Source organism: Chitinimonas sp. JJ19 (genome assembly GCF_036961565.1).
Lineage (GTDB): Bacteria > Pseudomonadota > Gammaproteobacteria > Burkholderiales > Chitinimonadaceae > Chitinimonas.
This window is the reverse complement of record NZ_JBAMDD010000001.1, coordinates 68975-92447: the sequence shown is the minus strand read 5'-3', so window position 1 is coordinate 92447 and position 23473 is coordinate 68975. Positions and strand designations below refer to the sequence as shown.

Here is a 23473-nt window from a genome sequence, read left to right as displayed (position 1 = left end):
GTGCCGGCTACCCGCCAGGCACCACGTGCGCAAGGCAGACGTGAGCGCTTAGGTGCGCCAAACCAGGGAAACTCGGACAAGGCCAATGCCGGTGCGGTTAACGTCGTTCACCGCAAAGCAACGACGGCACAAAGTGACAAAACGCACGACCGGACATCAGCAGGCTGATGCCCCCATAAACCAGGGCTATCAGTCGGCAATACTAGGACACACCCGTGCGCGGCAACGACCTCTCGGCCGCGACGATAGTATGGAACCTTGGGGACCTACGCCTTGCTAAACCATTTGCAACGCCTCTCTGCCTGAGTCTTCCCTCGACGGCCAACCGCCGTCGGTGTGTTCGCCCCTGCCTGTCCGGCGGCGGGAGAACGAAACATGAAACGCATGCTGTTCAATGCGACACAAGCTGAAGAGCTTCGTGTTGCCATCGTCGACGGCCAGAAGCTGATTGATCTGGATATCGAAACCGTCGGCAAGGAACAACGCAAAAGCAATATCTACAAGGCCGTCATCACCCGCATCGAGCCCTCGCTCGAAGCCTGCTTTGTCGATTACGGCACCGACCGCCACGGTTTCCTCCCCTTCAAGGAAGTTGCCCGCTCCTATTTCAAGGAAGGCGCCGACGGCCGTTCGCGCATCCAGGACGCACTCAAGGAAGGCATGGAACTGATCGTCCAGGTTGAAAAGGACGAACGCGGCAACAAGGGCGCTGCCCTCACCACCTTTATCTCGCTGGCCGGCCGCTATCTGGTGCTGATGCCCAACAATCCTCGTGGCGGTGGCGTATCGCGCCGTATCGAGGGTGAAGAGCGCCAGGAACTGCGTGCCACCATGGACCAGCTCGATGTGCCCACCGGCATGTCCATCATCGCCCGTACCGCCGGCATAGGCCGTACCGCCGAAGAGCTGCAATGGGACTTGAACTACCTGCTCAAGCTGTGGAAAGCCATCGATTCGGCCGCCACCCCCAGCTTCGAGCTGCAGGCCGCCGATCCCGAGCGCCCTGGCAAGACCATTACCAAGTACGTCCCCACCCCCACCTCGCCCGAGGGCAAGCACCTCAAGCGCGACAATCCCGCTCCCTTCCTGATCTACGAAGAAGGCAGCCTGGTGATCCGCGCCATACGCGATTACTACCAGCCCGACATCGGCGAAATCCTGATCGACACCGAATTCGTGTTCAATCAGGCACAGCAGTTCATGAGCCATGTGATGCCCGGCTTTGTGAACCGCGTGAAGATGTACAAGGACGACGTTCCGCTGTTCTCGCGCTTCCAGATCGAACACCAGATCGAAACCGCGTTCTCGCGCGAAGTGGCCCTGCCCTCCGGCGGCGCCATCGTGATCGACCATACCGAAGCACTGGTATCGGTGGACGTGAACTCGGCCCGCGCCACCAAGGGCGGTGATATCGAAGAGACCGCCACCCGCACCAACCTGGAAGCCGCCGACGAAATCGCCCGCCAGTTGCGCCTGCGCGACCTGGGCGGCCTGATCGTGGTCGACTTCATCGACATGGAAAAGGCCGGCAACCAGCGCGAGGTGGAAAACCGCCTGCGCGATGCCCTGCGCCATGACCGTGCCCGTGTGCAGACCGGCAAGATCTCGCGCTTCGGCCTGATGGAACTGAGCCGCCAGCGCCTGCAGCCCAGCCTGGGCGAAACCGCCCACCAGCCCTGCCCGCGTTGCCATGGCACCGGCTTTATCCGTGGTATCGAATCCTCGGCCCTGCACATCCTGCGCATCATTCAGGAAGAGGCCATGAAGGAGAACACCGGCGCCATCCACGCCCAGGTGCCTGTCGATGTCGCCACCTTCCTGCTGAACGAAAAGCGCGCCGACATCTTCTCCATCGAGTCGCGCCTCAAGGTCGGCGTGGTGTTGATCCCCAACATCCACCTGGAAACCCCCAATTACACCGTCACCCGTCTGCGCCACGACGACCTCAACCATATCGAGGAAGTCCTGCCGTCGTACAAGATGATGGAATCGCCCGCCGAGGAAGAACACAGCCACGGCAAGGGCAAGAACGACGAGCCCGCCAAGCCGCGCCAGGAAGCCGCCGTCAAGGCCATCACCCCGTCGCAGCCGGCCCCTATCGCTGTCGAGAAGCCAGCACCGGTCGAGGCCAAGCCGTCTTTCTTCGAACGCATAGTCCGTTTCTTCAAGGGCCCCGAAGTCGAAGAAGTGAAGCAGCCCGTGCCCGCCAACAAGGGCGGCCGTGATCGTGGCAACCGCCGTGGCGAAGGCCGCCGTGGCGAGCGCAGCGAGCAGCAACGCAGCGAACAGCCGCGCAACAACGACGGTCGTCGTGGCAACAACAGCGAAGAGCGCCGTGGCGGCAACAAGCCCCGCATCGAAGAAGACGAGCAGCCACGCCAGCCGCGTCGCGAACGTGGCGAGCGCAATGAAGGCCGCAACCAGGGCGAAGGCCGTGGCGAACGCGAGAACCGCAACGAACGGCCGCAAGGCGAAGGCCGCGAGCAGCGCGAGCCACGTCAGCCCCGCGAACAGCGTGAGCAGCGTGAACCACGTGAAGGCAGCGAAGCCCGTGCAGAGCGCGAGCCACGCGAAGCCCGCGAACCGCGTCAGCCACGCGAGCCCCGCCAGCCGCGCGAGCAGCGTGAACCGCGCGAAGCGAATGAGGCCCGCGCCGAGCGCGAACCGCGTCAACCCCGTCCGCAGGCCGAACCCAAGCCACAACAGGCCGAGGGCGAGGAGCCAACGCAGCAGGAACTGCTGCCGGTAGACGGCCAACAACCCGAAGGTGCTGAAGGTAGCGAAGGCCGCGGCCGTCGTCGTCGTGGCCGTCGTGGTGGCCGTGGTGAACGCGGTGGCGATAGCAACCAGAACCAAGGCGAAGGCAGCGAGAACGGCAGCGATGAAGCAGCCGAACCGGTAGCCGCAGAAACCAGCCAGAACGAAGTGGCTGCGCCTGTAGTCGCCCAAGAGGCCGCACCGGCTGCACCCGCACCGGTTGAAGCCGCACCCGCCGCAGCAACTACCGCCGCACCGGCACAAGGCGCCTGGTGGGAAAGCAAGGGCGAAGCCGCTACCCAGGTTGCCGAAGCCAAGGCCACCCCTGCGCCGGTAGAAGCCGTCGCAGCGGCCGCCGCAGTGGACGCCGCGCCCGCAGTAGCCGCCGTTGAAGCAGCACCGGCAGTGGCCACGCCCTCCGCCGAAGTTGCAGCAGCCGTAGCGCCAGTGGCAGAGCCCGCCACAGTGGAAGCCGTAGCAGCACCCGCCCCCGCCGTTGCAGCGGTTGTAGAAGCCGTCGCGGTAGAGGCGCCCAAGCCTGTTGCCCCGCAACTGCCGGAAATCGGTCGGCCCGAAGACGTCGGCCTGGTGCAGGTAGCCACCAAGGCCTTCGAGCCCCTGCCGGAACTGCCGCAGATTGCAGCACCGACACGCCGCCGCCGTAGCGAAGTGAAGCCGACGCAGTCCACCGCACCGGTGCAGGAAGAGTTGGTCATGGTCGAAACCAAGGCCGTGGAAACCAAGCCCGAATAAGGCTGTTTCCCCCTCGCAGTAGCAACAACAAGGGCGCACATGGCGCCCTTGTTGTTTTGTGTGACGATATACCAGCTGACCTAGGCCTGTTTACCGCAGCACCGTCACCCAGCAGCCGACGGAACACCAGACATATAGGCTCCCGGTACCGCCCCCTAACGACTTAGGTACGGCCAATCAGTCTTTGCACTCAAAGCCGTAGTCATCCTTGTAGCGCTTGACCTGATCTGCAGGCATGGACTTGAATATGACACAAACGGTAAAGCTACCCACCTGCTTGCCGTCCTTCACATAGCCCCAATCACTGATCTGCGCCCGGCTGAAGGGGTAGGACTTACCCGCCTCTACCGTCTCCACAACTTCGGGATCGTTGGCCACGACACCCACAAAGCCTGTCTTTTCCCTTTTGAACGGTGTCACCCAGATATGCTCGGCGCCGTTCTTGTCTTCAAACCGGACCTTCAATTTGTAGCCCAAAGTACCGCTGGGCTTGCTCTCCGCCACCTTCAGAAAGGTATCCAGCGTCGCCTGGGCTTTAGCTATGGCGGCATTCATCGCCTTATCCTGATCATTGACATAGACCACCTGGTCACCGATCTTTTCATCGCTCGCCTGGCACAGGCCAGCTGTCAGCATGCATAGCGCAGCAAATAACGTAGATTTCATTTCTTCCTCATTGATTCGTCAGTTGAATATCCCACCGTGTACTGGTTTACCATAGCCCAGCCCCATAAACGAGGCACTCAAGCAAAACAAAGGCGCTATTCAGCGCCTTTGTTTTCAATCATGCAGCAATGCCTAGTCCACCCAGGCGTCAAAGCTGAAGTACTTGTCGTTGACCTTCTTCCACTGGCCATTCTGTCGTATGGTCACAATGGCCTTGTCAAACATCACGCGCAGCGCCTCATCCTGTTTACGCACCGCGATGCCGGGCCCTATACCAAAATACTTGGTGTTGCTTTTGTCGTTGATGGCCGGACCAGCAAAAGACCAATCCTCGTTGCCGGTTTTACCCAGAAAATCCGTGGCGGCAATCAGTGCATCCATGGCAGCGGCATCCAATTTGTCCATCGCCATATCTTCCATCAGCATGGCATGGGTCTTGTAGCGTGTGATCTTGGCTCCCTTCGCCGCCAGCTCACCCAAAGCGTAACGCTCTTCGGCTGAGTTGATAGCCACACCCAGGCGCTTCCCTTTCAGGTCAGCAGGCAACTTCTTGATCTTGCTATCCGCCCGGACCACGATGCGCGACGGCACCTGATAGTAGGTCTTGGTGAATGCAGCAAATTGCTTTCTCTCATCGGTGATATACATCGAAGAGACAATGGCGTCGTATTTATCCTTGTTCAGATTCACCAGGAAGGCATTCCAGTCCGCCTCCTCCACGAACTCGCACTTCACCTGCATGGCCGTGCACAGTTCATTGGCAATATCGATATCAAACCCGGTCAACACACCTTCCGGTGTCTTGAAGGTAAACGGCTTGAATGCCGGCTCAACGCCAATACGGACGGTCTTCCATTCCTTGGCCGGCGGCACGGTTTCGCTGACTTTCCCTGCATCGGCTGCCATATTGCTGGCATAGGCAAAACCCGAGGCGGCGAGGGCGATGACGAAAAATGAGCGTATGTTCATTCTGACTCCAGTACAGTTGCATAGACACCAGGGTGCTTCCAGAAACCTCGGCTTAAAGGCGAGGCCGGGCGCCACCTAAGCATATCGACACTACATAGGCTGAATAGATGGAGCGATATACCCTGGACAGCGCCGCTTTATAGCGAGGTTGCTGGCACCACCAGACGCTTTGGCACGCCAGCCTACTCCTTACGGGCAGGTCGGCAGTGAGGCATCTGGAAGCACCCACCAAGCTGCGCATCCGCTCGCGCAGTACGCCACGGCGACACTATGTGGTCGGCAAGGTGGTTTAGCAGCGCAGATGGCACCAAGGCTCATGGCCAAGCCCAGTCTGCAGACAAGAACCCGGCCATCAGCAGGCTTGCGATAGTTTCATATTCTGCGCCCCCTCGTCCAGCCAGGACCATTTAGCAAAATATTAGTACTCTCTTAATTACATATTCGGATCACACAAACCCGCCCAATGTGACGATGCGCTCACACCAGCCACCTTGTGGCCCGCGCACTTGGGGCTAACGGCGCCTATAGCCGCCTCGCCCACCGTGCCGCCAAGATCAACACACCGAGAGACATCGCCATGTTCAAACCCTGCATCACCGCACTGCTCTGCGCCGCCACCCTGCCTGCGATGGCCTGGAACAGCAACTTCAGCAATGTGAACTTCGAGAATGCCGCAGGCCTCACTATTCCAGCCAAGCTGTTCGTGCCCGCAGGCTGGGTCGAAGGCGGCAATCAGCGCTACCCTGCCGTCGTCATGCTGCATGGCTGCTCGGGGGTCTATAGCTACAGCCTGCCCAATGCCAACAACAGCAATGTCCAGACCCTGTATCGCGAGTGGGCAGACCGATTGGTGGCCCAGAACATGGTGGTCCTGATCGTTGACAGCTTCAGTCCACGCAAACCTGCAGGCCAGAATCAGAGTGAATGCAGCAATGGCGCTGGCGTCGGCATCTCAGAAGTCACCGACCGGCCGCTGGACGTCTATGCCGCCCGCAGCTATCTCGACAGCCGCAGCGATCTGGTCGCCCCTGGCCGCATGTCATTGCTGGGTTGGTCGCACGGCGGCAGCACCGTCATGACCACGCTGGCCGACACCCAGCCCGACGGCACCACCAGCAAACCGGCAGCACAACGTGGCTTCCGTGGTGGCGTAGCCTTCTATCCCGGCTGCGGCCTGAACAGCGCCTACAACGGCATCACCAACAGCAAATGGCGGCCCTATGCAGGTGTGCACATCCTGGCCGCCAGCGCCGACAAGCTCTACTACGACGCCAGCAAAGCCACCCAGGCACTCAAGTACCCCTGCACCACCCGCCAGGACCGTGCTGCCCAGCTGGGGGCCAGCAGCCTGACCGGCAACGAAGTGCAGATGACGGTCTACCAGGGTGCAGCCCACAGCTTTGACGGCTCGGATGATGCCTGCGTCAACATCGCCAGCACACCGGATGCCTGTGCCAAAGAGCAGGCCGATACCGCAGCCCTGAACCACTTGCAGCAATACCTGAACTGAGAGCCTGTTATGGAATCAGATTATCGATAGGTGCCACTGAACGAGCAGGCGCCAGGGTAACCCTGGCGCTGGACTTCAGCGCAGTCTGAACCAGTAGGCTCTCCCCTCGATTGAATCCACACCCCGCCGCACGAGAGCCCTGCTGACGCTCGTCATCTGAAAGGCAACGGCTCACCCCGCCAGCAAAGAGCGCGCGGCCTCATAGCGGGTGGCGAAGTATTTGGTCTTCATGCTCTCTATCCGCACCCTACCCTTTGTGCTGGGGGCGTGGATGAACTTGTCATCGCCTATATAGATACCCACATGCGAGAAGGAGCGGTTCATGGTGTTGAAGAACACCAAGTCGCCGGCCTGCAATTCCTCCCGCTTGATGGGCCGTCCCTTGCGGGCGATCTCTGCTGCGCTACCTCGCACTTCCATACCTACCGCATTACGGAAGATAAAACTCACCATGCCCGAGCAATCCAGCCCCGCTTCCGGATTCTTGCCGCCAAACACATAGCCCACATCAATCAGCCCCAGCGCATACATCACGATCTCGCGCCCTGCCGCACTCACCTCGATATGGCTGGGCGCCACCGCCGGACGCGCCGCTGGTGGCTTGCTGGCCACCTTGCCGGCAGGCTGGCCAGCAGGCTTGCCAACTGGCTTGTCTGGCGCACTGGCGCATGCGGCCAGCAACAAAGGCAGCAAGGCTACGCCCAGCAGCCGGCGACGCGGCTTAGCGATACGCGCTAACTTCATGGTAGCTCCTCCAACCACGCTGCCAGGGCCGCCGCAGCCAGTTGCCAGCCGGCATCCAGCATCAGCATATGTCCCAGGCCTTGCAACATATGGGCACGCACACCCAAGGCACGGGCGGCGCTGTAGATCAGATGGCAAGGCATCAGCTTGTCATCATGACTACCCAGCACCAGTGCGGGCGGCATGCCGCGCGGTGGTCGCTGGTCAAACTGGGGTAGATTCATGTCTATCAGGGCGCGATCCGATTCATGCTGGAAGCGCGCAGCGTAGGCCTGCAACTCGGCCTCCACAATGTCGGCCGAGAACAATAGCTCCCGCAGCTTGTCGAGCCGGGGCGGCACGCCCCCGTTCTGCAGCAGATTCAGCTCCCACAGCAGCAGAGGATGCTGCCAGAACAAATGCAATGCCGACCCCATCAAGCCCTCGGGTGGCACCGTGGCAAGCAGGGCCAGGCCAGGCAGCACCTGCTCGCGCGCCACCATCTGGGCCAGGTAGCCCCCCATGGAATGCCCTACCAGCACCGGCCGGCGCCCGGTCTGCATCTCGATCAGCCTGATGGCTTGCGCCACATCCTCGGCGTACTCATGCACCGATGTGGCGGCCAGCCCGCTACGCCCCTCGCTCAAGCCATGGCCACGCAGGCTGACGGCAAAGCTGTGATAGCCGCGTTGGGCAAAATAAGCCAGGTAATGCACCTGCCAGCACCAGGCGGCAGCATAAGCGCCATGGATAAACAGCAAGGGCGGTCGCCCACTCGCCTGCAAGGCCTTTGATTCGATTATTTCCAGCTTTATATCAGTCACTTGGACACTGTTCTTATGAATTTCCCTGAGCATTGCCGGCCACCTTACGCCAATCCCCCGCCGCTTACAACCAAGCCCGTAGTTATTGACTTTTTGTTCAGTAATGAATAAATTACTTGAAAGTCACTAATTCACCACCCAGCTTGGCGCACCGCCCTGTATTGGCCTCACCCGCCCAGGAGCCCCCTATGAATACTCCCCTACCACGCTGGCAGCGCCGCAAGGATGCCCGTCCGGCCGAGATCATCCAGGCCGCCCTGACCCTGTTCGCCGACAAAGGCTTTGCCGCCACCCGGCTGGATGATGTCGCCAAGCTGGCGGGCGTCACCAAGGGCACGGTCTATCTGTACTTCGAGAACAAGGAAGAACTGTTCAAGGCGGTAGTACGCGAAACCGTCGTCCCTGCACTGGAGTTTGCCGAGACACTGGTAGAAGAACATCAGGGCGCCTGGTCCGACCTGTTGTGGCAGCTGCTGTCCAGCTGGGCGGAGCGGATGGAGCATGCCACCTCCTCCGGCATCTCCCGGCTGATGATTGCCGAGGCCACCAATTTCCCTGAGCTGGCCCGGTTCTATGTGGATGAAGTCGTGGTACGTAGCCGCCGGCTGTTTGCCGATGTGATCAGCCGTGGCATACAGAGCGGCGAGTTCCGTGAAGTTGATCCCATGATGGCCGCCCGGGCGGTCACCGCCCCGTTGGTGATGATCAAGGTCTGGAAACAGAGCTTCTCGCTGTGCGATACCGAACCCGTCGACCTCAAGGCCTTTGCCCGCTTCCATTTTGATCTGCTGGTACAGGGCCTGCGGCACCGATAGCCCTCAGCATCCCGGCTGACACCCCCACACCTCCCAGACACCAGCCCAAGCTGGTGCAAGCCTCAAGAGCCACGCATGAACGACACCGCAAGCCCATCGCAGAAACAGACCAAAGCCAGGTTGGTCCTGGCGCTCGCCATCGCCGCCATCGCAGGCTGGGTGATCTATCACTGGTGGCATGGCCGTACCTATGTCGAGACCGACAACGCACAGGTAGAGGGACATATCGTGCCCATCGCCGCCCGCCTGTCCGGCTATGTACAGGCGGTGAAGGTGGCCGACAACCAGCCCGTCAGCGCCCGCAGCGTGTTGGTCAAGATAGATGACCGCGACTACGGCGCCCGCCTGGCACAGGCCGAAGCCGATCTGAAGATCGCCATGGCTGCCGCCGGCAGCAAGGGCAGCACCGGTCAGGCCGAGGCCCAGATAGGCTATGCCCAGGCCAGCGCGGCCGCAGCGCAATCGACCATTGCCCTGGCAGCGGCCAATGCCGAGCGGGCGCACAATGATCTGGAACGCACCCGCTCATTGGCTGCCAAGGGCATGGCTTCCAGCGCCCAGCTGGATGCTGCCCTGGCAGCCCAACGCTCGGCCGAATCGCAGCTCAAGACAGCACGCGATACCGCCAGCGCGGCCAGCCAGCAGGTAGGCGTGGCTGGCGCCGGCCTGAAGTCCGCCCAGGCCAAGGTCGATTCGGTTCGGGCCCAGCGTGATCTGGCAGCCATCCAGTTCAAGGATACCGAGGTACTGGCCCCCATCACCGGCGTGGTCAGCAAGAAGTCGGTCGAAGTCGGCCAATTGGTGCAGGCAGGCCAGACGCTGATGTACGTGGTGCCGCTCAGCGATATCTGGGTTACGGCCAATCTCAAGGAAACCGAGGTGGGCAATGTGCGGGCCGGCCAGGCAGTCACCGTCGAGGTGGATGCCTACCCCGGCAAGGCTTTTGCCGGCACGGTGGAATCCTTCAGCTCAGCCACCGGCGCCAAGTTTTCGCTGTTGCCGCCTGATAACGCCAGCGGCAACTTCACCAAGGTAGTGCAGCGCGTGCCCGTCAAGATCAGGCTGGCCGCTTTTGACCACAACGCCACCCCATTGCGCCCCGGCATGAGCGTCATGGCCAGCATACGCATACGCTGATTCCAGGAAGAAACACCATGCGCATCGCCCTGATCTCCGATATCCACGGCAATCTCCCCGCCCTGCAAGCGGTGCTGGCCGATATTGCCCGCCGTGGCATCACGCAGATTGCCAATCTGGGCGACAGCTTGAGCGGGCCGCTATGGCCAGAAGAAACTGCGGTATTGCTGCGGCAGCAGAGCTGGCCGCAACTGGCGGGCAATCACGAGCGGCAATTGCTGACCCAGCATCCGTCCCGCATGGCCGCCAGCGATCGCCACGCCCGCCAGCAGATCAGCCCTGCCACCTTGCAGTGGCTGGCCAGCCTGCCGCCCACCTACCGGATGGACGAGGTGCTGCTGTGCCATGGCACCCCCAGCAGCGACCTGGTCTATTGCATGGAAACCGTGACCCCCACGGGCTGCCGTATGGCCACGCCCACCGAGCTGGATGCACGCCTGGGCCAGGAGACCGCCCGCCTGATTGCCTGCGGCCATACCCATCTCCCCCGTACCCTGCGCGCCCTCGATGGCCGGCTGGTGGTCAACCCCGGCAGCGTCGGCCTGCCGGCCTACGACGACGATCACCCGCACTTTCACCTGATAGAGAACGGCAGCCCCGATGCCCGCTATGCGATCGTCGAGCGCCTGGATCACGGCTGGCAGGTCGATCTGCTTGCGCTGCCGTATGACTTTGAGTCTGCCGCCGCGCAAGCCGCCCGCAATGGTCGGCCTGAGTGGGCACACGCCCTGCGCACCGGCTACGCCCTCGTATCCCCTACCTGAGACCAATCCATGTTCGGCACCCACGACCTCTGGCTGTTTATCCTGTCCGGCCTGATGCTCAATATCGCGCCTGGCCCGGATTCCCTCTACATCGCCAGCCGCGCCGCCGGCCAGGGTTTCAGGGCAGGTTCCGCCGCCGCACTGGGTATAGGCCTGGGTACCTTTGTCCATATCTTCGCCGCAGCCTTGGGCTTGTCGGCCATTCTGGCCACCTCGGCCACGGCCTTCACCATCGTCAAGCTGATCGGCGCCGCCTACCTGATCTGGGTCGGCATCAGCATGCTGCGCAGCAAGGTCAGCACGCCAGGTGAACTGGCCACGCTGCAGGCCGCGCCCCTGTCCAGCATATTCTGGCAAGGCTTCTGGACTAATGTGCTGAACCCCAAGGTGGCCCTGTTCTTTCTGGCCTTCGTGCCCCAGTTCATTGATGCCACGGCACCCAGCAAAGCCCTCGCCTTTATCTTCCTGGGGGCGATATTCAATTTCAACGGCATGCTCTGGTGCCACACCCTGGCCTATACCGCCGCCAAGGTCAGCAGCCTGATCCAGCCCGGCAAGGGCATTAGCCAGTGGCTTAACCGCAGCATGGGGGCGTTGTTCCTGTTCCTCGGCATCAAGCTCGCCCTCTCCAGGCAGGCCTGATTCATCTACCCGCCAGCCGCCCCAGCCAAGGTCATAGCATGAAGCCTTTCTTCCCCAGCCTGCTACGCAGCAACCATCCAGATGCCATCCATCGCAACCGCTTTATCATCGCGATCACGGTCACCCTGGCCTGCGTGCTGGAACTGCTGGACACCAGCATCGTCAATGTTGCCGTCCCCCATATGATGGGCACCCTGGGTGCCACGCTCGATGAAATCACCTGGGTTTCGATAGGCTATGTGGTCGCCAACGTCATCATCCTGCCCATTTCGGGCTTCCTGGCCAACCAGATAGGCCGCCGCAACTACCTGGCGCTGTCCATCATCATCTTCACCGTCGCCTCCTGGGCCTGTGGCAATGCTACCTCCCTGGGCGAGCTGGTGTTCTGGCGCATCGTCCAGGGCCTGGGCGGCGGCGGTCTGATCGCCACGGCGCAGGCCACGCTGTACGAAGTGTTTCCGGCCGAGGAGATGGCGACGGCCATGGCCATCTTCGGCATAGGCATCATGTTCGGCCCCTCGCTCGGCCCAACCGTAGGCGGCTGGATTACCGACACCTGGTCCTGGCCCTGGATTTTCTATATCAACCTGCCCCTCGGTGCCATCGCCCTCTTCCTGGTGCTGGCCTTCGTACCCGACTCCGCCCATCGCCGGCAGATCAGCAGCGTGGACTACCTGGGCCTGCTCTTGCTGGCAATCGGCATAGGCAGCCTGCAGCTGATGCTGGAGCGCGGCGAAAAGCTGGAATGGTTCGAGTCCACTGAGATCCTGGCCTACGCGGTCACCAGCTTCGTCTCGTTGTTCGCTTTCGTCATCCGCCAGCTTGAGATAGCCCATCCCATCGTCAACCTGCGCATCATGAAGGATCTGCAGTTTTCAGCTGGCCTGCTGTTCACCTTCTTTCTGGGTGCCGCCTTGTTCTCCACCGTGTTCCTGTTCCCGGTCTATGCCCAGACCCTCATTGGTTTCGACGCCTTCCAGACCGGCATGATCATCCTGCCCTCCGCCCTGGCAGCGGCCTTTGCCATGCCCATTGCCGCCAAGCTGATTTCCCGCGGTGTGCCGGCCCATGTGCTGATCATCGCGGGAGCCGCCCTGTTCATGTACGCCATGTGGGGTCACCACCTGTTTACCACCGAATCGGGCGCGGCCGATTTCTTCTGGCCTTTGCTGCTACGGGGCTTTGGCCTGGGCCTGGTGTTCATGCCGCTCAACAACCTCAGCCTGGCCCGTATCCTGCCTACTGAAATCCCCAACGCTACCGGCCTCTACAACCTGGTAAGGCAGTTGGGGGGCAGCGTAGGCATTGCGCTGTCGGCCACGCTGCTGGTCAAGTTCGAAGACATCAAACGCTCGGCCCTGGTCGAGCATCTGGCCCATGACAACGCCGCCATGGCCGAAAGGCTGGAAGCCTATACCCGGCTATTCCAGCAAAAGGGTGATGCCATCGCCAGCGCCACCCAAAAGGCCTATGCCCTGATCAATCTGCAGGTCAGCCAGCAGGCCATGCTGCTGGCCTTCAGCGAGCTGTTCCTGTGGTTTGGCGCCATCATCATCCTGCTGCTGCCGCTATTGTTCTGGATGCGCACACCACCGCGCATGGCACAGGCCACCGATGTGGCGCACTAGCCCTGCGACAACAGCGGGCGCAAACCAGAAACCGCGATAAAATAGCCCCATGCGCCCTATCTCCACCGACCTCGACCAGGCCCTGGCACTGCTGCAAGCAGGCGAGCTGGTCGGCATCCCCACCGAAACCGTCTACGGCCTGGCGGCCGATGCCAGCCGCCCCGACGCGGTAGCCAAGATCTTCGCCATGAAGGGCCGGCCGGCTGACCACCCGGTCATCGTACATATCGCCGGCCGCCAGCAACTGGCCGACTGGGCGCAGGATATCCCCGATGCCGCCTGGAAGCTGGCCGATGCCTTCTGGCCTGGCTCGCTGACCCTGATATTGCGGCGCAAGCCCCATGTGCCGGACGCCGTCACGGGCGGGCAGGATACGGTCGGCCTGCGTGCCCCCGCCCACCCGCTCACCCATGCCTTGCTGGAGCACTTCGGCGGTGGGCTGGCCGCCCCGTCTGCCAACCAGTTCGGCCATGTCAGCCCCACGACAGCCGAACATGTTTACAACGAGTTCGGCGATGCGCTGGGCCTTATCCTTGATGGCGGCCCCTGCACGGTCGGCGTGGAATCCACCATCGTCGGCCTGACGGACGACCACCCCACCCTGCTGCGCCCTGGTGGCATCTCAGCTGAAGCCATTGAAGCCGTATTGGGCGTCAAGCTGATACACCACGAAAAACCGACCACCGCCAAGCTGCGGGTATCGGGCCTGCTCGATTCCCACTACGCCCCCCGCACCCCCTTGCTGGTGGGCCCCCTGGCTGCCCTGGAGGCCGAGGCCTACCAGCGCTTTGAAGCCGGCCAGCGGGTAGCCCTGCTGCACCATTCGCAAATGCTACAGGCGGTCTGCGGCGCAGAATGCCATGCCATGCCGCTGAACGCCGAAGCCTATGCCCGCGTACTCTATGCCACCCTGCGGGAGCACGATGGCGGCCGTTTCGACGTCTTGCTGCTGGAACAGCCCCCGCAGGCAGCCGCCTGGCTGGCCGTGAATGACCGTGTCAAGCGGGCGGCCAGCGGCTGGCTAGCCTGAGCCGGGGCAGGCTCCATCAGCCTCGGTTCGTACCCAGCCAGCGCTACCGTGCTATGCCGCTCAATGCTTCCGCCAGCGCCCTGACCATGGTGGGCAGGGTTTCCCATTGGCGCAGGCAGAGTTTCAGCTCCCGCTCCGCCCAGTCATCGCTCAGTGCGACCAAGGCCAAGCCCATGGCATCCCGGTAGCCCTGGCCGGTGGCTTCCGGCACAACGGCTACACCGGCCCCGCCCGCCACCAACCTGGCGATGGCGGCAAAGCTCGGCGCCCTTGCCCGCATGTGCAGATCCAGGCCCGACAGCCTGGCCAGCTTTTCCACAAAGCCCTGCATGGCGCTGCCATCCGGCAAGCCCACCAGGTCGTGGCTGGCCAGTTCACGAAAACTGATACAGGCCCTATCGGCCAGCGGGTGTTTGGGCGATGCCAGCACGGCCAGCCGGTACCGGCCTATGGGCAGTGCCAACAGGCCGGGGGGCTCGTAGTCGCCATCTATCACACCGAGGTCTGCCTCACCCGCCGCCACCGCAGCGATCACTTCGCGGCTGGGGCGCTCCACCAGCGTCACATCAACATAGCTATGCTCCGCCAGAAAACGCCCCAGGGCGCCCGGCAGTATCGTGCTGTTGGCAGTGGTATTGGCATAGAGCCGCAAGGCCACGCGCTGCTCGCCGCTCAAGCCGTCCATCGCCAGCTGGGCATCCTGTGCCGAACGCAGCAATCGGCGGGCGTGTTCCAGCAGCACCTCGCCTGCCGGCGTCAACCTCACACCGGTAGCGTGCCGCACAAACAGGCTTAGGCCCAGCCTGTGCTCAAGCAGCCTTAACCGCGCACTGGCGGCCGACAACGCCAGCGGCAGACTGGCCGCCCCCTTGGAGAGCGACCCCGCCGCAGCCACGGCAGCAAACAAGCGCAGATCGTTCAGATCAAAGCGCAGAGGTTTCGTCATTGGCGAAGGCCCATGGTGTAAAAACGCATTCTCGCGCTGGCTGCCGCGGTTCACAATGGGCCGCATCAACCCGTTTCTGGAGCAGCCATGATACAGCGCGCCCTGACAGCCTTCGCTATTTCAGAACACAGGCATTGGTGGCAGGACGGCCGCACCCTGGCCTTGCTGTCTGCCGCCGGTTTCTCGCTCAAGGCCATTTTCGTCAAACTGGCCTATGCCGCCGGGCCGGTCGACGCTATCAGCCTGCTGGCGCTACGCATGGGCCTGGCCTTGCCCGCCTTTCTCTGGCTCGCTTATTCCGCCCAGGGCGACACCCTGGGCAAGCGCGACTGGCTGGGTCTGGCCGGCCTGGGCCTGGTGGGCTATTACCTCTCCAGCCTGTTTGATTTCCTGGGCCTGCAAACCATCTCGGCCGGACTGGAAAGACTCATCCTGTTCACCTACCCCAGCCTGGTGCTGCTGATGGAAGCGGCTTGGCATCGCCGCCCCATCAGCGGACGCATCTGGGCCGCCATGGGCTTGTGCTACCTCGGGCTGCTGGCAGCCTTCTGGCACGACTTGGTCCACACTACCGCCGGCACTGCCGTACTGATAGGTGGCGGCTGGGTCTTCCTGTCTGCCATCACCTTTTCGCTCTACTACCTGGGCACCGGCCGTTATGTAAAACGTATCGGCTCCACCCGGCTGGCCGGTTACTCCGGCGCCATGGCATGCGGCTTTGTTCTGGGGCACTTTCTGCTGGCCCGCCCGCTGGATGCCCTGGCCGGCCTGCCCCAAGGCGTCTGGGGCTGGGCGCTGGCCATGGCGCTGGTCTCCACCGTACTCCCCATCTGGCTGGCTGCCCGTGCGGTGGAACGGTTGGGCGCCAGCCGAGCCGCCGCCATGGGCACAGTAGGGCCTGTGCTGACCATCGCCTTCGGCTGGCTGATACTGGGCGAGCCCTTTTCCCTGTTGCAGGTAGTAGGCCTTTGCCTGGTACTGGCCGGAATTACCTGGATAAGCAAGGCAAAAGCCGCGTAACTCGCTACAATCCGGGCGTTCCTGGCCATCAGCCAGCGTGAGACCGATCAAGTGACGCCCGACCAATATTGCGAAGACAAAGCCGCCCAGAGTGGCTCCAGTTTCTACTACAGCTTCCGCTTCCTGCCGCTGGAAACCCGCCGTGCCATTACGGCGCTGTACGCCTTCTGCCGCGAGGTGGACGATGTGGTGGATGAAACCCATGACGAGAACGTGGCCCGCACGACGCTCAACTGGTGGCGTAGCGAGGTGGCCAACCTGTATGCCAACAACCCGCAGCACCCGGTGACCCGGGCCCTGCAACCGCATGTCGCTCGCCTGCAACTGCCGCAACAGCAATTGCTGCAGATCATAGACGGCATGGAGATGGACCTGACCCAGGCCCGCTACAACAGCTTTGCCGACCTGCAGCAGTACTGTTACCTGGTAGCCTCGGTGGTCGGTCTGTTATCCGCCCGCATTTTTGGCGTCAGCGATGACAAGACTTATGTCTACGCCGAAAAACTGGGCCTGGCCTTCCAGCTCACCAATATCATCCGCGATGTGGGCGAAGATGCCCGCCGTGGCCGTATCTACCTGCCGGTCGAAGAACTGCAGCGCTTCAACGTACCGGCCGCCGACATACTCAGCTACCGCGAATCCGACAACTTCAAGCAATTGATGGATTTCCAGATTCAGCGTGCGCAGACCTATTACGACGAAGCCCTGGCCGCCCTGCCAGCGCCAGACCGCAAGAAGCAGCGCGCCGGCCTCGTGATGGCGGCCATATACCGCGCCACGCTGGAAGAAATCGTGCTCGACGGCCCTGCCAAGGTGCTCAATCAGCGGCTCAGCCTCACACCCATACGCAAGCTCTGGCTGGCCTGGAAAACCTGGTGGTTTGCGTGAGCGGCAGCCACCCTGGCTTACAACTCACCCAGGCGGCGGCACTGCTGCCGCACCTGCCCGACAACGCCATGGCGGTATTTGCGCGTTACATCGTGGCGCACGATCCCGCCTCCACAGCCATGCTGGCCGATGACGGCAGCGCCTGGATACTGGGCGGCCCCTGGGCCGGCCGGCCAGGAGTCCCCTCGTATTGGGCCTATGCCCAGGATCAAGCTGCACTGGATGCCACCTTGCACGGGCTGGATCAGCACGCTCCTGTTGCCGATATCGCCCTGTGCAATCTACCCGCTGGCAAGCTGGTTGCAAGCGGTGGCTGGCAAGTCGGCTGGGACACCCATCTATGTTTGGACGGCCCCGCCCTCACCGCCAGCCCTATCACCATTGTCGATTTCGAACAGGCACGCCAGCAGGGCACGCCCATGCACCCGCAACTGGCAGCCCAAGGCTATGCCGACTATCCTGCACTGATCCGTGACTTCGGCAGGCTGGATCGCTTCTTTGCTGCCATCCATGACGGCCAACTGGTTGCCATGGCCGAATGCAATCTTGCCGCAGGCAGCCATATCAGCATCCAGGCCGTCAGCACCGCCTCCACACTGCGTAACCGGGGGCTGGGCAAGGCCGTGGTGGCCCATGCGGCCAACTGGATACATGCCCAGGGCAAGCAGGCCCACTATCTGGCCAGCGCCGACAATCACGCATCCATTGCACTTGCGCGTGCTTGCGGGTTCAATCAGGTCATGACGCTACCCTACCTGTATCGCCCAACCCAGACACCCAGCCCAAGCTGATGGACAAACTGCCCTTCTCGCCCTGGTATCTGTTGTTTGCCGCGCTGGTCATCATCGCCATCCTGGTCGCAGGCTGGGTAGAGATGCGCCATGCAGACCGCAAGGCAATACGTCGGCGCAAGATGCGGCAAGCGCTGGAAACCTTCCGCATCGCGCGCAATTACCAGCGCACCGATGGCACGCCCGAACTGTTTCTCTACAGCGCCGATAATTCCAAGCGCCTCTTGGAACTGAACAACCAGATCGCCAAATACGGCCAGGGCTCGGCCAGCTGGCTGTATTTCATGCCCGAGCGGCGCCTGTTCTTCATCCTGGAGCTGGTGGCCATCGAGCCCGAGGGCGATCTTCATTTCATCCAGACCATACACCCCATCAAGCCGGATCGCGCCCGCCAGGTGCTGGCACGCTATCCCGAGCTGTATCGCGACATATTCCGTGAAGAAATCTGACCCCATTGCCATCATCGGCGGCGGCTACGCTGGCATGGCTGCCGCGATGGAACTGGCAGCCCATGGCCAGCCGCTTGAAGTGTTCGAGGCAGGCCCGGTACTGGGTGGCCGCGCCCGCCGGGTAGAAATAGACGGTGTGGCACTGGATAACGGCCAGCACATGGCCATAGGCGCCTATGCCGAGCTATTGCGCCTGATGCAGCTGGCCGGAATAAGCGAAGCCGAGGGCTTCGTCCGCACACCCCTGGAGCTCGATGTACAACAGGGTAACCAGCGGGTATTCCGCCTGGCCTGCCCACGGCTGCCCGCACCGCTGCATACCCTGGCCGGCCTGCTATGGGCCGATGGACTCAGCTGGGGCGAGCGTATCAGCGCCATACGCGCCATGGCCGCTGCGCAGTTGCGTGGCTTCCAGCTGACGCAGGACACCACGGTCGCAAACTGGCTGGCCGACCATGGGCAGTCCGCCCACCTGGTTCGTTGCCTGTGGGAGCCACTTACCCTGGCCGCCCTCAACACCCCTATCGCCACAGCCAGTGCCCAGGTGCTGCTCAACGTGCTGCGCGACAGCCTGGCCGGCAAGCGCGCGGCCAGTGACTTCCTGCTGCCCGCAACTGATCTCTCGGCACTCTTTCCCGAGGCCGCAGGGCGCTATCTGGCTGAGCGCAATTGCACCGTGCATACCGGCGCCATGGTCAAGCAGGTGGTGCAAAGCACCGAAGGCTGGCAGCTGGATCGCAGCGCTAGGCGCTACAGCCAGCTGATATTGGCGTTGCCGCCACATAGGCTGGCCATGCTGGCAGAACACCTGCCAGCCCTCACCCCGGTCTGCGCCCTGCTCGACGAATGGACCTGGCAACCAATCTACACCGTATACCTACGTTACCCGGCAGGCACGCGGCTGCCCAAGGCCATGCAAGGCATGGTGGGCAGCAGCACCCAATGGTTGTTCGATCGAGGCCGCCTGTGTGGCCAGGACGGCCTCCTGGCGGCCGTCATCAGTGCCGAAGGCCCGCACGAAGCCTGGTCGCAGGCGCAACTGGCCGCCGCTGTGACAGCCGAGATCGCACAGGCCCACCCCCAGCTACCTGCACCGTTGTGGCATAAGGTAATCGCAGAGAAACGCGCCACCTTTGCCTGCACTGCCGGGCTGCAGCGGCCGGGCAATGCCACGGCCGACCCTGCGCTGTGGCTGGCCGGCGACTATACGGCAGGCGACTACCCCGCCACCCTGGAGGGCGCGGTGCGCAGCGGCGTAGCAGCCGCCCGCGCCTGCCTGGCAGCGCAGCCGCCCATCGGATAAGCCCCCACGGCAAGCGGGACGATCCACCACAAGCAGCAGTCCGACATATAGTGGTATCACCATCACCCGCAAGAGGCTGCCATGTATCGGCCGCTCATGCTTTGCCTGGCAGCCTTGTCGCTGCCCCCCTGCCTGGCCGACAGCCTGCAACTCAAGCTGTTCACCGAGGATTTGCCACCTTACAACTTCCCCCTGCCCGACGGCAGGGTGGGCGGCAGCTCGACGGAGAAGGTCGAAATCCTGCTGACGCGCAGCAATCTGACCTACAAGATAGAACTAACCCCATGGGCTCGCGCTTTCGAATCCGCCCGCAGCCAGCCCGGCCATTGCGTCTACTCCACCGCACGCACCCCCGAGCGCGAAGCCAGCTTTGTCTGGATAGGCCCACTGGCGCACAACGATTGGATGTTGTTTGGCCGTACCGACAAACCACAGGCGCCCCGTAGCCTGGAAAGCATCATAGGCGCCCGCATAGGTGGCTACTATGGCTCCGCCAGCGCGCTGTACATGATCAAGCAGGGCTACAACGTGGTGATGTCGGCCAACCACGATATCTCCATCAAGAATCTGATGGCAGGCCGGCTGGACTACTGGCTGGCCAGCGGAGACAGCGGCAACGCCCTGATCGCCCGCCAGCATCTCACCGGCAAGATCAAGCCCATGATCCCGGTACGCAGTTTCGAGCTTTACCTCGCCTGCCATCCCGGCACCGATGCTGCCGTGTTGCACAAGCTGCAGCAGGGCTTCCAGTCGCTCCAGAGCGACGGCACCCTGGCAGCCATCAATCGCAAATACAGCGACTAAGCTCGCAGCCAAGAAAAAACCGCCACATCGTGGCGGTTTGTTGACACCCTGGCGCTGTCGCCAGCGCCTCAACGGGCTCAGTTCTTGATATAGCGCTCGAACACGAAGCCAAAGTCCTTGACCACATACTTCTGCTGGGCAGCACTCAGCCAGGAGAACGCCGCCTGGTTCAGCTCCTTGAAGGCCTCCACCACCGGGGTGCCACCGCTCTGGCCACGGCCCAGCGTCACCGATGCCAGCTCCAGGCTGGATTTGGCATAAGCCAGGGCAATCTCATTCTCATGCATCAGTTCTGCAATGCGCAGCAGCGCCTTGTACAGGTCCTTCACCTCTTCAATATGCTTTTTGTGCACATCGATGGAGAAGGCCTTGTTACCCAGCTGGAATTTCACTTCCACGTCCATATCTATGGTGCCGGCAGTTTCCAGCAGCACCTCGGACACCGGATAGGCGCTATAGCTGTAACGATGCAGCATGCGCTTCTTGCTCATGGCGCTGGAACCATCCAGGTGTATCAACGCCTTGTTGGTAAAGCAGTATTCGTCCACCTTGGATTTGATCAGGAAGAAGATCTTTTCCTGGTCCTCGTGCATTACATAGTCATCGGCATCGACCTTGTCGTAATCCTCCGGCTTGATCACCGCACCGATATCGCTCAGTCCCAAAGCATCTGCTGCCAGCTTGCCAAACATGGTTGCTCCTTCCCTTGTGGTTAAGCACCGGGCCTTGTACACCCTCCCGGTTGCCAAAAAAACGCAACTGCTCAACGCTCGAACAATTCCTCGGCCGTGGCTACCGCCGTACCCAGCTTGCCCACCACGATGCCCGCCGCCAGGTTGGACCACTGCATGGCCCGTGGTAGGCTCTCACCTGCTGCCAGCATGGCCGCCAGGGTGGCGATCACCGTGTCGCCCGCACCCGATACATCGAACACTTCCTGCGCCAGTGTCTGCTCATGGGTCACACCAGCAGGCTCGAACAGGCTCATGCCTTCTTCCGAGCGTGTCACTAGCAAGGCGTCCAGCCGCAATTGCGTGCGCAATTGCTGAGCCTTCTCCACCAACTCCGCCTCGCTCCCCCAGCGCCCGGTCACCTCGCGCAGTTCGCTACGATTCGGCGTCAGCAAGGTCGCGCCGGCGTAGCGGCTGTAGTCATCGCCTTTCGGGTCAACCAACACCGGCTTGCCAGCAGCCCTGGCAGCTTCGATCATGGTTGCCACGTGTGTCAGCCCACCCTTGCCGTAGTCTGACAGTATCACCACATCATGCTGCGCCAGTACAGCGCGGAAGTCATCCAGCTTGGCAGCCAATACCTCGTGACTGGGGCTGTACTCAAAGTCCAGCCGTATCAGTTGCTGCTGCCTGGCCACGACACGCAGCTTCACCGTGGTGGTGATGCTGGCATCGCGATGCAGGCTGGTAGCCACGCCATGCTCATTCAGCAGCCTTTGCAGCGCGCTGCCGGCCTCGTCATCCCCCACCACCGACAGCAGGGTGGCTTGCCCACCGATAGCCGCAATATTGCGCGCCACGTTGGCAGCACCACCGGCACGCTCTTCGATACGGCTGATCTTGGCCACCGGCACCGGCGCCTCGGGCGATATGCGCTCCACATCGCCGAACCAGTAGCGGTCCAGCATCACATCGCCCACCACCAGCACGCGCGATGCTGCCAGCGCGCGCCTCAAGTCTTCATGCTTCATTCCAGGCCTTTCAACGCCCTATTGCGTCGTAGACAAATCCCAGTTCACGCAGGTAAGCCGGGTCATAGAGATTACGCCCGTCGATAATCAGCGGCCGCTTTAGCGCGCGCTTGATGGCATCGAAATCCGGGCTGCGAAATTCCTTCCATTCGGTGGCGATCAGAAGAGCATCTGCGCCCTCCAGCGCCGCCATGGGGCTAGCTGCATAGTGTATGCGCTCGCCCAGGAGTTTGCGCGCCGCCTTGCTGGCCGTGGGGTCATAGGCCGACACCCGCGCCCCTCTATCCAACAGCCCGTCTATCACCGTCAGGCTGGGCGCCTCGCGCATATCATCGGTATCCGGCTTGAACGCCAGTCCCCACAGGGCGATGCAACGACCACGCAGGCTGGCACCCAGGCGCTGCACCAGCTTGATCACCAGCTTGTGCTTTTGCGCATCATTGGCCGCCTCCACGGCCTCCAGCACCCGCAGTTGCACGCCATGGGCCTCCGCCGTACGCCGCAGCGCTCGCACATCCTTGGGAAAGCACGACCCACCATAGCCGACACCCGGGTAAAGGAACTGGTAGCCTATGCGTGGATCGGCCCCTATGCCCCGCCGTACCTGCTCGATGTCGGCCTGCAGGGCTTCCGCCAGATTGGCCATCTCGTTCATGAAGGAAATACGCGTCGCCAGCATGGCATTGGCAGCATACTTGGTCAGCTCGGCCGAGCGCACGTCCATCAACACCAGCCGCTCGTGGCTGCGCTGAAAAGGCTGGTAGAGCGCCCTCAGCCACTGAGTGGCGCGCTCATCATCGCTGCCCACTACAATACGGTCGGGCCGCATGAAATCCTCTACCGCCGCGCCTTCCTTCAGGAACTCAGGGTTGGACACCACGGCATAGGGCAGTTGCACGCCCCGCCCCGCCAATTCTTCTGCAATCGCCTCGCCCACCTTGTCGGCTGTCCCTACCGGCACGGTAGATTTGTCCACGATGATCTTGTAGTCCGTCATGCGCTGGCCTATCTGGCGCGCAGCAGCCACCACATGCTGCAGGTCAGCCGCACCGTTCTCGCCCGGCGGCGTACCCACCGCAATAATCTGCAGGGTGGCATAAGCCACGGCCTCATCCACATCAGTGGTAAAGCGTAGCCGCCCGGCCTGCTGATTGCGGCTGACCAGCGCCTCCAGGCCCGGCTCGTGTATGGGCATGATACCGGCCCGCAGATCCGCCACCTTGCTGGCATCCACATCCAGACACAGCACCTCGTTACCCACTTCAGCCAGACAAGCCCCTGTCACCAAGCCCACATAACCCGTACCGACTATGGTCAGCTTCATGCGTTTGCGCTCCGCCTATGCGGGGCCC

Annotated in this window: 22 protein-coding genes; 14 read left to right on the top strand and 8 right to left on the bottom strand. The window is 62.3% G+C overall.

Features of this window, described 5'->3' with window-relative positions; all coding sequences use genetic code 11:
* Positions 1-375: 375 nt before the first annotated feature.
* Positions 376-3510, top strand: a complete 3135-nt coding sequence (locus V7714_RS00410; protein ID WP_335387262.1) for a ribonuclease E/G — start codon at positions 376-378, stop codon at positions 3508-3510.
* A 177-nt stretch (positions 3511-3687) separates the two neighbouring features.
* On the opposite strand, the gene V7714_RS00405 is transcribed toward V7714_RS00410, so the two are convergent.
* Both V7714_RS00405 and V7714_RS00400 read right to left on the bottom strand, forming a co-directional pair.
* A complete protein-coding gene (locus tag V7714_RS00405) occupies positions 3688-4176 on the bottom strand; it encodes a YegJ family protein (RefSeq protein WP_335387261.1) in 489 nt (162 codons plus the stop codon).
* A gap of 132 nt (positions 4177-4308) precedes the next feature.
* The gene (locus V7714_RS00400) at positions 4309-5145 is read right to left on the bottom strand and encodes a transporter substrate-binding domain-containing protein (protein ID WP_335387260.1); all 837 of its coding nucleotides are present in this window, start codon (positions 5143-5145) and stop codon (positions 4309-4311) included.
* Between the two features lie 577 nt (positions 5146-5722).
* Here V7714_RS00400 and V7714_RS00395 point away from each other — a divergent pair.
* On the top strand, positions 5723-6655 hold the full coding sequence (locus V7714_RS00395) for a dienelactone hydrolase family protein (RefSeq protein ID WP_335387259.1): 933 nt from the start codon (positions 5723-5725) through the stop codon (positions 6653-6655).
* A 171-nt stretch (positions 6656-6826) separates the two neighbouring features.
* Here the strand turns inward: V7714_RS00395 and V7714_RS00390 are convergent, their stop codons facing one another.
* Entirely contained in the window at positions 6827-7399 is a 573-nt protein-coding gene (locus V7714_RS00390) for a C40 family peptidase (RefSeq protein WP_335387258.1), read from the bottom strand.
* The gene (locus tag V7714_RS00385) at positions 7396-8202 is read right to left on the bottom strand and encodes an alpha/beta hydrolase (RefSeq protein WP_335387257.1); all 807 of its coding nucleotides are present in this window, start codon (positions 8200-8202) and stop codon (positions 7396-7398) included. Before V7714_RS00385 ends, V7714_RS00390 begins: the two co-directional genes overlap by 4 nt.
* 188 nt (positions 8203-8390) lie before the next feature.
* Here V7714_RS00385 and V7714_RS00380 point away from each other — a divergent pair, with 188 nt between their 5' ends.
* The 6 genes from V7714_RS00380 to V7714_RS00355 all read left to right on the top strand — a co-directional run bounded on the left by V7714_RS00380 (position 8391) and on the right by V7714_RS00355 (position 14218).
* A complete protein-coding gene (locus V7714_RS00380; RefSeq protein ID WP_335387256.1) occupies positions 8391-9017 on the top strand; it encodes a TetR/AcrR family transcriptional regulator in 627 nt (208 codons plus the stop codon).
* Between the two features lie 75 nt (positions 9018-9092).
* On the top strand, positions 9093-10154 hold the full coding sequence (locus V7714_RS00375) for an HlyD family secretion protein (protein ID WP_335387254.1): 1062 nt from the start codon (positions 9093-9095) through the stop codon (positions 10152-10154).
* Between the two features lie 17 nt (positions 10155-10171).
* Complete coding sequence (locus V7714_RS00370) at positions 10172-10918, top strand: metallophosphoesterase family protein (protein WP_335387253.1); 747 nt, start codon at positions 10172-10174, stop codon at positions 10916-10918.
* Positions 10919-10927: 9 nt separating this feature from the next.
* A complete protein-coding gene (locus tag V7714_RS00365; RefSeq protein ID WP_335387252.1) occupies positions 10928-11560 on the top strand; it encodes a LysE family translocator in 633 nt (210 codons plus the stop codon).
* 38 nt (positions 11561-11598) lie between these two features.
* On the top strand, positions 11599-13188 hold the full coding sequence (locus V7714_RS00360) for a DHA2 family efflux MFS transporter permease subunit (protein WP_335387251.1): 1590 nt from the start codon (positions 11599-11601) through the stop codon (positions 13186-13188).
* 49 nt (positions 13189-13237) lie between these two features.
* Entirely contained in the window at positions 13238-14218 is a 981-nt protein-coding gene (locus V7714_RS00355; RefSeq protein WP_335387250.1) for an L-threonylcarbamoyladenylate synthase, read from the top strand.
* 43 nt (positions 14219-14261) lie between these two features.
* Here V7714_RS00355 and V7714_RS00350 read toward each other — a convergent pair whose 3' ends face one another.
* Positions 14262-15164 carry a LysR family transcriptional regulator gene (locus V7714_RS00350; protein ID WP_335387249.1) on the bottom strand — a complete coding sequence of 301 codons (903 nt, stop codon included), beginning with the start codon at positions 15162-15164 and terminating at the stop codon, positions 14262-14264.
* An 87-nt stretch (positions 15165-15251) separates the two neighbouring features.
* On the opposite strand from V7714_RS00350, the gene V7714_RS00345 reads away from it, so the two are divergent.
* The 6 genes from V7714_RS00345 to V7714_RS00320 all read left to right on the top strand — a co-directional run bounded on the left by V7714_RS00345 (position 15252) and on the right by V7714_RS00320 (position 20419).
* Entirely contained in the window at positions 15252-16184 is a 933-nt protein-coding gene (locus V7714_RS00345; protein WP_335387248.1) for a DMT family transporter, read from the top strand.
* 51 nt (positions 16185-16235) lie between these two features.
* Positions 16236-17072 (top strand): presqualene diphosphate synthase HpnD, encoded by an 837-nt coding sequence (gene hpnD, locus V7714_RS00340; RefSeq protein WP_290332397.1) that lies wholly within the window; start codon positions 16236-16238, stop codon positions 17070-17072.
* On the top strand, positions 17069-17863 hold the full coding sequence (locus V7714_RS00335) for a GNAT family N-acetyltransferase (protein ID WP_335387247.1): 795 nt from the start codon (positions 17069-17071) through the stop codon (positions 17861-17863). The genes hpnD and V7714_RS00335 overlap by 4 nt, the downstream gene beginning before the upstream one ends.
* Positions 17863-18312 carry a hypothetical protein gene (locus tag V7714_RS00330; protein ID WP_284196846.1) on the top strand — a complete coding sequence of 150 codons (450 nt, stop codon included), beginning with the start codon at positions 17863-17865 and terminating at the stop codon, positions 18310-18312. Before V7714_RS00335 ends, V7714_RS00330 begins: the two co-directional genes overlap by 1 nt.
* Positions 18299-19615: a hydroxysqualene dehydroxylase HpnE gene (hpnE, locus tag V7714_RS00325; RefSeq protein WP_335387246.1), complete on the top strand. Its 1317-nt coding sequence runs from the start codon at positions 18299-18301 to the stop codon at positions 19613-19615. Before V7714_RS00330 ends, hpnE begins: the two co-directional genes overlap by 14 nt.
* Before the next feature lie 81 nt (positions 19616-19696).
* Positions 19697-20419, top strand: coding sequence for a substrate-binding periplasmic protein (locus V7714_RS00320; protein WP_335387245.1), 723 nt, complete (start codon positions 19697-19699; stop codon positions 20417-20419).
* A gap of 77 nt (positions 20420-20496) precedes the next feature.
* On the opposite strand, the gene V7714_RS00315 is transcribed toward V7714_RS00320, so the two are convergent.
* The 3 genes from V7714_RS00315 to V7714_RS00305 form a co-directional block, all read right to left on the bottom strand.
* A complete protein-coding gene (locus V7714_RS00315; RefSeq protein ID WP_335387244.1) occupies positions 20497-21111 on the bottom strand; it encodes a PH domain-containing protein in 615 nt (204 codons plus the stop codon).
* A 71-nt stretch (positions 21112-21182) separates the two neighbouring features.
* A complete protein-coding gene (rfaE1, locus tag V7714_RS00310; protein ID WP_335387243.1) occupies positions 21183-22121 on the bottom strand; it encodes a D-glycero-beta-D-manno-heptose-7-phosphate kinase in 939 nt (312 codons plus the stop codon).
* Positions 22122-22131: 10 nt separating this feature from the next.
* Entirely contained in the window at positions 22132-23445 is a 1314-nt protein-coding gene (locus V7714_RS00305) for a UDP-glucose dehydrogenase family protein (protein WP_335387242.1), read from the bottom strand.
* Positions 23446-23473 lie beyond the last annotated feature (28 nt).

Excerpts from the sequence above, each read along its gene's own strand:
- rfaE1 (WP_335387243.1), bottom strand. The coding sequence starts at position 22,121 with ATGAAGCATGAAGACTTGAGGCGCGCGCTGGCAGCATCGCGCGTGCTG.
- V7714_RS00365 (WP_335387252.1), top strand. The coding sequence starts at position 10,928 with ATGTTCGGCACCCACGACCTCTGGCTGTTTATCCTGTCCGGCCTGATG.
- V7714_RS00380 (WP_335387256.1), top strand. The coding sequence starts at position 8,391 with ATGAATACTCCCCTACCACGCTGGCAGCGCCGCAAGGATGCCCGTCCG.
- V7714_RS00405 (WP_335387261.1), bottom strand. The coding sequence starts at position 4,176 with ATGAAATCTACGTTATTTGCTGCGCTATGCATGCTGACAGCTGGCCTG.
- V7714_RS00360 (WP_335387251.1), top strand. The coding sequence starts at position 11,599 with ATGAAGCCTTTCTTCCCCAGCCTGCTACGCAGCAACCATCCAGATGCC.
- V7714_RS00355 (WP_335387250.1), top strand. The coding sequence starts at position 13,238 with ATGCGCCCTATCTCCACCGACCTCGACCAGGCCCTGGCACTGCTGCAA.
- V7714_RS00370 (WP_335387253.1), top strand. The coding sequence starts at position 10,172 with ATGCGCATCGCCCTGATCTCCGATATCCACGGCAATCTCCCCGCCCTG.
- V7714_RS00400 (WP_335387260.1), bottom strand. The coding sequence starts at position 5,145 with ATGAACATACGCTCATTTTTCGTCATCGCCCTCGCCGCCTCGGGTTTT.
- V7714_RS00390 (WP_335387258.1), bottom strand. The coding sequence starts at position 7,399 with ATGAAGTTAGCGCGTATCGCTAAGCCGCGTCGCCGGCTGCTGGGCGTA.
- V7714_RS00315 (WP_335387244.1), bottom strand. The coding sequence starts at position 21,111 with ATGTTTGGCAAGCTGGCAGCAGATGCTTTGGGACTGAGCGATATCGGT.
- V7714_RS00395 (WP_335387259.1), top strand. The coding sequence starts at position 5,723 with ATGTTCAAACCCTGCATCACCGCACTGCTCTGCGCCGCCACCCTGCCT.
- V7714_RS00305 (WP_335387242.1), bottom strand. The coding sequence starts at position 23,445 with ATGAAGCTGACCATAGTCGGTACGGGTTATGTGGGCTTGGTGACAGGG.
- V7714_RS00410 (WP_335387262.1), top strand. The coding sequence starts at position 376 with ATGAAACGCATGCTGTTCAATGCGACACAAGCTGAAGAGCTTCGTGTT.
- V7714_RS00345 (WP_335387248.1), top strand. The coding sequence starts at position 15,252 with ATGATACAGCGCGCCCTGACAGCCTTCGCTATTTCAGAACACAGGCAT.
- V7714_RS00350 (WP_335387249.1), bottom strand. The coding sequence starts at position 15,164 with ATGACGAAACCTCTGCGCTTTGATCTGAACGATCTGCGCTTGTTTGCT.
- V7714_RS00330 (WP_284196846.1), top strand. The coding sequence starts at position 17,863 with ATGGACAAACTGCCCTTCTCGCCCTGGTATCTGTTGTTTGCCGCGCTG.
- V7714_RS00320 (WP_335387245.1), top strand. The coding sequence starts at position 19,697 with ATGTATCGGCCGCTCATGCTTTGCCTGGCAGCCTTGTCGCTGCCCCCC.
- V7714_RS00375 (WP_335387254.1), top strand. The coding sequence starts at position 9,093 with ATGAACGACACCGCAAGCCCATCGCAGAAACAGACCAAAGCCAGGTTG.